Annotated in this window: 8 protein-coding genes; 1 reads left to right on the forward strand and 7 read right to left on the reverse strand. The window is 72.7% G+C overall.

Going from position 1 to position 9,964, the window contains the following annotated elements; translation table 11 throughout:
* Positions 1-169: 169 nt before the first annotated feature.
* Positions 170-1,534 (reverse strand): glutamine synthetase family protein, encoded by a 1,365-nt coding sequence (locus EAD96_RS26070; protein ID WP_121686123.1) that lies wholly within the window; start codon positions 1,532-1,534, stop codon positions 170-172.
* Between the two features lie 86 nt (positions 1,535-1,620).
* On the opposite strand from EAD96_RS26070, the gene EAD96_RS26075 reads away from it, so the two are divergent.
* Complete coding sequence (locus EAD96_RS26075) at positions 1,621-2,799, forward strand: sorbosone dehydrogenase family protein (protein WP_121686124.1); 1,179 nt, start codon at positions 1,621-1,623, stop codon at positions 2,797-2,799.
* Between the two features lie 29 nt (positions 2,800-2,828).
* Here the strand turns inward: EAD96_RS26075 and EAD96_RS26080 are convergent, their stop codons facing one another.
* From EAD96_RS26080 to pcaF, 6 genes are all read right to left on the reverse strand, one after another.
* Positions 2,829-3,206 (reverse strand): nuclear transport factor 2 family protein, encoded by a 378-nt coding sequence (locus EAD96_RS26080; protein ID WP_121686125.1) that lies wholly within the window; start codon positions 3,204-3,206, stop codon positions 2,829-2,831.
* A 29-nt stretch (positions 3,207-3,235) separates the two neighbouring features.
* On the reverse strand, positions 3,236-4,810 hold the full coding sequence (locus EAD96_RS26085; RefSeq protein ID WP_121686126.1) for an amino acid permease: 1,575 nt from the start codon (positions 4,808-4,810) through the stop codon (positions 3,236-3,238).
* Positions 4,811-5,071: 261 nt separating this feature from the next.
* Positions 5,072-5,572, reverse strand: a complete 501-nt coding sequence (locus tag EAD96_RS26090; RefSeq protein WP_120571132.1) for a DUF456 domain-containing protein — start codon at positions 5,570-5,572, stop codon at positions 5,072-5,074.
* A gap of 59 nt (positions 5,573-5,631) precedes the next feature.
* Positions 5,632-7,782 carry a bifunctional diguanylate cyclase/phosphodiesterase gene (locus tag EAD96_RS26095; protein ID WP_121686127.1) on the reverse strand — a complete coding sequence of 717 codons (2,151 nt, stop codon included), beginning with the start codon at positions 7,780-7,782 and terminating at the stop codon, positions 5,632-5,634.
* A gap of 4 nt (positions 7,783-7,786) precedes the next feature.
* Entirely contained in the window at positions 7,787-8,605 is an 819-nt protein-coding gene (locus tag EAD96_RS26100; RefSeq protein WP_121686128.1) for an SAM-dependent methyltransferase, read from the reverse strand.
* 116 nt (positions 8,606-8,721) lie between these two features.
* Positions 8,722-9,927, reverse strand: a complete 1,206-nt coding sequence (pcaF, locus tag EAD96_RS26105; protein ID WP_121686129.1) for a 3-oxoadipyl-CoA thiolase — start codon at positions 9,925-9,927, stop codon at positions 8,722-8,724.
* Between the last annotated feature and the right edge of the window lie 37 nt (positions 9,928-9,964).

Consider the following 9,964-nt stretch of genomic DNA (forward strand, 5'->3'; position numbering starts at 1 on the left):
GAACGACCCCGATCCCCGCCCCGTCGACCGGCGAGATCACCTCACCCACGCGTCCCCCTCCCCTCACCTCGTCGATCTTGCGGTTGCTGCCCCGGCGAAAGCCGCATAACGCCCGCACCGGGGGCCGCAAGTGCAAGATCGACGCCGACAGCCGGCGCCGAGGGCGGGGTCAGAGGCGTTCGAAGCCACGGGTCAGCTCCCAGTCCGTCACCGCGGCGTCGAAGGCGCTCAGCTCGACCTTCGCCTGGTTGGCGTAGTGGGCGGCCACCTCGTCGCCGAACGCCTCCCGGGCCACCTCCGAGCCCTGCCACAGGTCCAGCGCGTCACGCAGCGTCGTGGGCACCCGCTCGGCGTCCGGGTCGTCGTACGCGTTGCCGGTGCACTCGTCCGCCAGCTCCAGCTCGTTCTCGATGCCGTGCACCGCCCCGGCCACCAGCGCGGCGATCGCGAGGTAGGGGTTGACGTCGGCCCCCGGCACCCGGTTCTCCACCCGCATCCCCTGCCCGTGCCCGACCAGCCGCAACGCGCAGGTGCGGTTGTCGGTGCCCCAGCGCAACGCGGTCGGCGCGAACGAGCCGGGCTGGTAGCGCTTGTAGGAGTTGATGTTGGGTGCGAAGAACAGGCTGAACTCCCGCATGGTGGCGAGCAGCCCGGCCAGCACCCGCTGCCCGGTGACGCTCAGGTGCGCCGGCCCGTCACCCAGCATCGCCGACGAGCCGGAGGCGTCGCGCAGCGAGAAGTGGATGTGGCAGGAGTTGCCCTCCCGCTCGTTCGGCTTCGCCATGAACGTGATCGCCATGCCCTCCTGGGCGGCGATCTCCTTCGCGCCGTTCTTGTAGATGACGTGGTGGTCGGCGCAGCGCACCGCCTCGTCGTACCGGAAGGCGATCTCGTGCTGGCCGAGGTTGCACTCGCCCTTCGCGCTCTCCGGGGTGAGCCCGGCGCCGGCCATCTCGGTGCGGATGCGGCGCAGCAGCGGCTCGACCCGGGCGGTGCCGAGCAGCGAGTAGTCCACGTTGTACTGGTTGGCCGGGGTCAGGTCGCGGTAGCCGCGCCGCCACGCCTCCTCGTACGAGTCGCGGTAGAGCACGAACTCCAACTCGGTGCCGGCGTACGCGGTCAGCCCGTGCGCGGCCAGCCGGTCGAGCTGCCTGCGCAGGATCTGCCGGGGCGAGGCGACCACCGGGCCGGAGCCGTCCAGCCACTCCAGGTCGGCCAGCAGCAGCGCGGACCCGGGCTGCCAGGGCGTCCGGCGCAGCGTGTCCAGGTCGGGGCGCATGGCGAAGTCGCCGTAGCCGCGTTCCCAGCTCGACATCGCGTACCCGTCGACGGTGTTCATGTCGACGTCCACGGCGAGCAGGTAGTTGCAGCCCTCGCTGCCGTTCGTGACCACCTGGTCGAGGAAGTAGGGCGCGTGGAACCGCTTGCCCTGCAGTCGGCCCTGCATGTCGGTGAGGGCGAGCACCACCGTGTCGATCTCACCCTCGGTGACGGCGACCCGCAACTGTTCCAGCGAGAGCGGCGTTTGCTTCATCAGGGGCCTCCATCACCAAGGTCTACTGGCAAACCGGATCACCGTCAATGCCCCGGCGGGGCCGGTGGCGAAACCGAGGAGCACACATGCGTCGTCGTACCGTCGCCGTCGTCGCCGCCGTCCTCGCCATCGTGCTCGCCGTGACCGACGCCCACGCGGGCGACCGGCCCACCGGCGAGCGACCCGCGGACGGCCCGGACCGGCCGGTCCCCGCGGGCACGCAGCAGCGCCCGGTCGCGCTCGACCTGCGCGGCTTCGACGGACGTGCCGGCTGGTCCGGCTACGACCTGACCCGCCCCCGCGTCGTCACGACCGGGCTGGAGGCGCCGTGGGGGCTGGACTTCCTGCCCGACGGCAGCGCCCTGGTCGCGCAGCGGGACCAGGGCACGATCCTGCGCGTACGCCCGGGACGCCCGGCCCGGCAGGTGGCCCGGATCGCCGACGTGGCCGCGGGCGGCGAGGCGGGCCTGCTCGGGCTCGCGGTCTCCCCCGGGTACCGCCGGGACCGGTGGGTCTACGCCGCCTACACCACCGCAACCGACATCCGGATCGTCCGGTTCCGACTCGGCTCGTCCCGGGCGCCGCAGGTGCTGGTGAGCGGCATCGCCCGCAGCGCCGTGCACGACGGCGGCCGGATCGCGTTCGGCCCCGACGGCATGCTCTACGCCGGGATCGGCGACGCCGGGGTGGCCGCCCGCGCACAGGACCTGACCAGCCGCAACGGCAAGATCCTGCGCATCCGCCCGGACGGCGGCGTGCCGCCGGGCAACCCGTTCCCCGGCTCGCTCGTCTACAGCTACGGCCACCGCAACGTGCAGGGCCTCGCCTGGGACCGGCAGGGGCGGCTGTTCGCCACCGAGTTCGGGCAGAGCACCTGGGACGAGGTGAACCGGATCGTGCCCGGCGGCAACTACGGCTGGCCGCTCGTCGAGGGCGTCGCCGGTGACCCCCGGTTCCGTGACCCGGTCGTCGTCTGGCCGCCCGCGCAGGCGTCCCCGAGCGGCGCCGCGTTCACCAGGGGCACGCTCTACGTCGCCGCGCTGCGGGGCGCCCGGCTCTGGGCGGTGCCCGTCGATTCCGCCGGCCGCGTGGGCGTACCGGTGGCGGAGCTGGCCGGCACCTACGGCCGCCTGCGTACCGTCGAGGTGGCGCCGGACGGCGCGCTGTGGGTGGCGACCAGCAACCGCGACGGCCGCGGCACCCCGGCGGCCGGCGACGACCGCATCCTCCGCTTCCCGCTCACCCACCGCCGCCCCACGATCTGACCCCGGAGGTACGCGGACAGCCGGCGGCGTCAGATCGGCTGGACCCAGGCGGATCGCCACTGCGGGGACGGGTCCGCGCCGAGGCTCGTCCAGTACTCCCGGCCGTCGACGATCCGCCCGTCGCGCACGGTCCAGAACGACGCGACGCGGTGCACGCCCATCTCCTCGTGCGGCACCTCCACCTCGGACACCACCGTGTCGCCCGACGCCACCACCCGCAGCACCCGGATCGACCAGCCCTCCGGGTACTCGGCGTTGACCTTCACGTAGTTGTCGCGGCCCACGATCCGCTCGGCGCTGACCGGCCACTCGACGACCACGTCGTCGGCCAGCAGGTCGCCGACGCCGGTCCAGTCCCGGGCCTGCATGCGATCCCACAACGCGCGTACCACCGCTTCCGAGTCCATCGCCGGATCATGGCAGGCCCCACCGACAGCTACGACGGTTCGGCGGGCTCGGGCTCCGGTTCGGGCTGGTCGACGGTGCGGCGCGGGCCGGTGAACCACTTGCGGGCCGAGGCGTACCACCAGATGGCGACGCCGAGCAGCACGCCACCGATCGCGATCGGCGCGTAGTTGACAGCCGTCCAGCTGAAGTCGGGGTTGCCGGGCACACCCGCCGGGACGATCGGCAGCACGAAGTAGACCGAGATGACGGCGATCTCGACCACCGCGATCCAGCCGAGCAGCTTGTAGCGGCGGCCGAGCGTCCACGGGCCCGGGGTGAACCGGTCGCCCATCCGCAGCCGCAGGAAGATCGGGATGATGAAGGACAGGTACAGCCCGATCACCGCGACCGACACCACCGCGTAGAACGCGACCGGGATGCCGCCGCGCTGGTAGAGCGCGGGCAGCGTGAGCACCAGCCCGGCCAGCGTCGCGCCGATGATGGCGTTCACCGGCGTGCCGTTGCGGTTCACCCTCGACCAGAGGCGCCAGCCGGGCACAGCGCGGTCCCGGCTGAACGCGTACGCCATCCGCGACATCGACGTCACGCAGCTCATGCCGCAGAAGAACTGCCCGATGGTGGAGATGATGATGACGGCCTTGAAGAAGAACGGCGTCAGCGCGCTCTCGAAGATCGCCCCGGAGAAGCCGCCCGCCTCGTTGATCGCGTCCACGTCGGTGGCCGCGAACAGGAACGCCAGCAGCAGGATCCAGCCGCCCACCGCCGAGTAGAAGATCGACCGCCACAGCCCCTGCGCGGCGGCCTTGGACGCGCCCCGGGTCTCCTCGGAGACGTGCGCGCAGGCGTCGAAGCCGGTGATCGTGTACTGCGTGAGCAGGAAGCCCAGCGGCAGCACGTAGAACCAGAACGCCAGCCCGCCGGTGTCGCCGTCACCGAAGCCGGAGTTGTTGAACCGCTCGGTGAACACGAACTGGAAGCTCTGGTGGTTGTCCGGGACGAGGACCAGGATCAGCACCACGGCGGCCGCGCCTGCCACGTGCCACCAGACCGAGACGTTCTGGAGTACGTCGATGATCCGGTGCCCGTAGATGTTGATCAGCCCGTGCAGCGCGAGGATCACCACGAACAGCCCGAACGTCTGGTGCCCGGTGCCGGCCCAGCCGTCGAACAGCGCCGACAGCGTCAGGTTGAGGAACGTGGCGCAGCCGTAGTCGACCGACGCGGTCACCGCGACCAGCCCGATCAGGTTGAGCCAGCCGGTGAACCAGCCGTGCACCGGCCGGCCCATGGTCGCCGCCCACCAGTAGATCCCGCCCGCGGTCGGGTACGCGGACACCAGCTCGGCCAGGCAGAAGCCGATGATCAGGATGAACAGCGAGATCAGCGGCCAGCCCCAGGAGATCGCCACCGGGCCGCCGTTGTTCCACGCCTGGCCGAACGTGGTGAAGCAGCCGGCCAGGATCGAGATGATGGAGAACGAGATCGCGAAGTTGGAGAAGCCGCTCCACTTGCGGCGCAGCTCCTGTTTGTAGCCGAGTTCGGCCAGTCGTCGGGCGTCGTCGTCCATCGGCTGCTCGGCGGTCGGCGCGGGCGTCGTGGCCACTGCACACCTCCTCGAGGCGATCCTCGTGCGAGTGCTCGCAGTGTGCTCCCGGCCGATCAAGGTGGTCAATACGCGCGCCGGTAATTGCGTTGTCGCCGGATCCCACCGGGGGCATCATTGTGGGCGTGACCAGGCCCGACCCGACGGGCCGGCACCGGGCGCTCGGCAACGCCCGGTCCGCGGCGGCGCGCGGCGTCCACCTCTCTCTCACTGATGTACGGCGATCGGCCGTACCCTCCGGACGCCCCGCGCCGCCGCACCCTAGACGAACAGCAACCCCGCGACCCACAGCGCGGCGATCATCAGGCCGGCGGTGAACTCCAGGACCATCGACAACCCGGCCGCCTTGAGCGCCTGCACCGTGGCCGGCCAGGCCAGCCGGGTGTCGCCCAGCCGCAGCCGTTCCGCGCCGAAGATCCCGCCGACGAAGCCGATCGGCAGCCCGATCACCGGGATCACGAAGAAGCCGACCACGCCGAGCAGCCCGCCGGCCAGCAGCGAGGTGGTGGGCACGCCGGTCCGCTTCAGGTTGCGCCCCGGCCACAGGTACTTGAGCACGGTGCCGCCGGCGGCGATCACCGTGGCGGCGGCCAGCACCGCCCAGCGGCCCGGCCCGGCGTCGCCGAACAGCGTCCACACCAGCACGCCGCCCCAGCACAGCGGCAGTGCCGGCAGCCCCGGCACGATCACCCCGGCCAGGCCGGCGACGATCGCCAGCGCGGCGACGACCGACACCACCGCCTGCGAATCGGTAAGGCTCACCGTGCTCCTCGTCTCCTCCGCACCGGCCCGGCGAGGACCCGCCCGGTCGATGCGTCTTCTTACCCGCCCAGGCGGGCGCGGATGCCGTCGGCGGGCATCGGGGCGCCGAACAGCCGGCCCTGCCCGGTGTCGCACCGCAGCGCGCGCAACCGTTCGGCCTGCACCTCGGTCTCCACCACCTCGGCGGTCACCGACAGCTCCAGCGCGTGCGCCAGCCGGACCAGCGCGTCCACGATCCGCTCGTCCCGGTGGTCGGCGACCGCGTCCGCGCCGTCACCCCGTATCCCCTCGACGAACGGGCCGGCCAGCTTCACGCAGTGGATCGGCAGCCGCCGCAGGTACGCGAGGTTCGAGTAGCCGGTGCCGAAGTCGTCGATGGCCAGCCGCAGCCCGAGGCCGGCGAGCTGGTGCAGTGTGCGCAGCGGCTCGCCGGCGCTGCCCATGACGGCGCTCTCGGTCAGCTCCAGCTGCAACAGCTCGGCCGGCAGGCCGGTGTGCTGCAACGCCTCGGCCACCGTCTCCACGATGGCCGGGTCGTCGGCCTGCCGGGCGGCCAGGTTGACGCTGACCACCGGCGTGGTGTCCGGGTACGCGCGCCGCCACGACTCGGCGTCGCGGCACGCCTGACGCAGCACCCAGGCGCCGAGCCGGACGATCAGGCCGGTCTCCTCGGCCAGCCCGATGAACCGGTCCGGCCCGATCAGCCCCAGCTCCGGGTGCTGCCAGCGCACCAGCGCCTCGACCGCCACCATCGTCCCGTCCAGCAGCGACACGATCGGCTGGTAGTGCAGCACGAACTCGCCCCGGTCCAGCGCGGCGGGCAGGTTCGCGGCCAGCGCGGAGCGGGCGATGTCGGCGGCGCTGCGCTCCGGGTCGTACACCGCCCAGCGGCCCCGGCCCTCCGCCTTGGCCCAGTAGAGCGTGGTGTCGGCGGCCTTCATCAGGTCACCGACGCTCGTCTCCGCCGCCGGGCACTCCACGATGCCGATGCTGGCCGACACGGCGAGCTGCTGGTCACCGACGTGCACCGGCGCGGACACCGCGGCCAGGGCCAGCTCGGCGACCTCCACCGCGTCGTCGATGCCGCCGTCGGAGTCGACCAGGATCACGAACTCGTCACCGCCCATCCGGGCCACCAGGTGACCGCGCCCCGCCACGCAGTCACTGAGCCGGCGGGCGATCACCTTGAGCAGCCGGTCGCCCAGGTCGTGGCCGAGGCTGTCGTTCACCGCCTTGAAGCCGTCCAGGTCGATGAAGCAGAGCCCGACGCGCTGGTCCGGGCCGGCTCCGTCGAAGACCTCGCCGAGCGACTCGAAGAACAGCGTCCGGTTGGGCAGGCCGGTCAGCGGGTCGTGCAGCGCCTGGAAGCGCAGCCGCTGCTGCAACTCGTACCGCTGGGTGATGTCCTCCACCATGGCGACTGTGAACCGGGGCCGGCCGTCGTCGTGCCGGATCAGCGACACCGCGAGGTCGGTCCAGACCACGCTGCCGTCCTTGCGGTAGTAGCGCTTCTCCACCCGGGCGCTGTCCCGCTTGCCCTCGATCAACTCCTTGTACAGCTCCCACATCCCGGCCGCGTCGTCGGCATAGGCCAGCGCCGACACGTTCATCCGCCGCATCTCCGCGACGGTGTAGCCGAGCATGTCCGCGAACGCCTGGTTGACCTCGATGATCTGCCCGTCCACACCGGCGATGCCGATGCCGATGGCGGCGCCGGTGAAGACCGCCCGGAAACGCGCCTCGCTGTCCCGCAGCGCCTGCTCGACGGTGTCCCGGGCCTGCCACGCGGACCGGGCGATCCGCTCCTGCTGGCTGAAGACCCGGTCGCGCAGCGCGCGGGCGAACCCGGCGGCGAACGCGCCCTGGAGCAGCGCGACCCGCTCGCGCAACTCCGGCGACTCGGTCCGCGACGGCAGCACCCAGGGCAGGAACCGGTCGCCCAGTGCCTGCACCGACCAGTCGAGCACACCGGGCTCGGTGAGGTGCGCCTCGACCAGGGCGCGCCCCACCTCCTCCGCGGGGCGGGCGGAGAAGGCGGGGGCGAGCAGGGCCTCGCCGAGCCGCTCGGTGAGCGGCACCAGCAGGCGCTCGGTCTCGGCCGCGCTCAGCGGCACGAACCCGATGCGGCGCACCGCGCGAGCCCATTCGGCGGCGTACGCGGCGGCGCCGGGCCGGCTGACGTCTCCCCCGTCGCTGTCCGGGGCGCGCATGGGCTCAGCCGGCTGCGCGGTCGTGCCGGGCGACGCCGCCGAAGGCTCCGAACCGTTCCGGGTGCTCGTCCACGTCCGACGGGGAGTCGGGCCGCCACAGCGGCATGTGCACGACGCCCGGTTCGAGGATCGTCCAGTCGCCGAAGAAGCCGGTGATCTCGGCCCGGGAGCGCAGCGTGATCTCGGTGGCGGTACGCGCCGACAGCCGCTGCGCGTCCAGCATCTCCTGCGGCTGGTCCTCGAACGTGGAGTGGGAGATGACCAGGTAGCTGCCGGGCGCGGCGGCGGCGCGCAGGGTGGCCAGGATGTCGGCCGGGCGGTCGGCGTCGGGCACGAAGTGCACCACGCCGGCCAGCAGGATGCCCAACGGCCGGTCGAAGTCGATCAGGCCGCTGGCGGCGGCGTGGTCCAGGATCAGCTTCGGCTCGCGCAGGTCGGCCAGGACCGCGGTGGCCCGGTCGTTGCCGGCGAGCAGTTCGTGGCTGTGCGCCACGGCCACCGGGTCGATGTCGACGTACACGATGCGGGCGTCCGGGTCGGCGGCCTGGGCGACCTCGTGCACGTTGCCGACGGTGGGGATGCCGGAGCCGATGTCGAGGAACTGGTCGATGCCGGCGTCGAGCAGCACCCGTACGGCCCGGCGCAGGAACTCCCGCCCGGAGCGCATGGTGGCGGCCAGGTTCGGCGTCATGGCCGCGATCTGTTCGGCGAGCTGCCGGTCGATCTCGAAGTTGTGCGCCCCACCGAGGAAGTAGTCGTAGACCCGGGCGGCGCTCGGCCGGCTCAGATCGATCTCGGTGGGCAGGCTCTCCGGCGTCTGCATCGCTCGGTCCCCCAGGTCGTCGTCCGCCGTCGATGGCGGATCATGTGGTCCAGACCACTCTAGGCCGGTACGGCCGGGTACGGGAGATCCACAGCGGGCGATGCTGCCGGCCCGGGTCAGTCGGCCGATTCCAGCAGCAGCGAGATGCCCTGGCCGACGCCGATGCACATGGTGGCGAGCGCCCGCCGGCCGCCCCGGCGGCGCAGTTCCAGCGCGGCGGTCAGCGCCAGCCGGGCGCCGCTGGCGCCGAGCGGGTGACCCAGCGCGATGGCCCCGCCGCCCGGGTTGACGTGCTCGGCGTCCTCCGGCAGGCCCAGCTCGCGCAGCACCGCCACCGACTGCGCGGCGAACGCCTCGTTCAGCTCGATCACGTCCACGTCGCCCAGTGACAGGCCCGTCCGGTCGAGCAGCTTCCGGGTCGCCGGGACCGGGCCGATGCCCATGATCCGCGGCGGTACGCCTGCCGACGCGGCACCGCGTACCCGGGCCAGCGGGGTGAGGCCGTAGCGTTCGACGGCGGCCGCGGAGGCGACGAGCAGCGCGACGGCGCCGTCGTTGACCCCGGAGGAGTTCCCGGCGGTGACAGTGCCGCCCTCGCGGAACGGGGTGGGCAGCGCCGCGAGCTTCGCAAGCGTCGTCTCGCGCGGGTGCTCGTCGGCCTCGACCAGCTTCGTCTCCCGCTTGCCGGCGGGCACCGTCACCGGGACGATCTCCTCGGCCAGCCGGCCGTCGGCCTGCGCCTTCGCGGCCCGCTGCTGCGACCGGTACGCGAAGGCGTCCTGCGCGGCCCGGTCCACGCCGAACTCGGCCGCCACGTTCTCCGCCGTCTCCGGCATCGAGTCGATGCCCCAGCCCTTGCGCATCAGCGGGTTGACCAGCCGCCAGCCGATCGTGGTGTCGTACACCTCGGCGGTGCGGGCGAACGGCGTGGCCGCCTTCGGCATGACGAACGGCGCACGGCTCATGCTCTCCACTCCGCCGGCCACCACCAGGTCGGCCTCCCCGGCGACGATCGCGCGGGCGGCGGAGGCGAGCGCGTCCAGGCCGGAGCCGCAGAGCCGGTTGACGGTGCTGCCCGGCACCTCCTCCGGCAGGCCGCCGAGCAGCGCGGCCATCCGGGCCACGTTGCGGTTGTCCTCGCCGGCCTGGTTGGCGCAGCCCAGGATCACGTCGTCGGTGCGGGCCCAGTCGACGGACGGGTGGCGGGCCACCAGCTCGCGGACGACGTGCGCGGCCAGGTCGTCGGGGCGGACCCCGGCCAGCGCGCCGGCGTACCGGCCGATCGGGGTGCGGACTCCGGCAACGAGATAGGCCACTGTCATCGCGCGTACGTCCTTCGGGGGTGGGAAGGGGTCGGTC

Origin of the sequence: Micromonospora sp. BL1 (genome assembly GCF_003667485.1) — a bacterium.
GTDB classification, from domain to species: Bacteria; Actinomycetota; Actinomycetes; order Mycobacteriales; family Micromonosporaceae; genus Micromonospora; species Micromonospora tulbaghiae.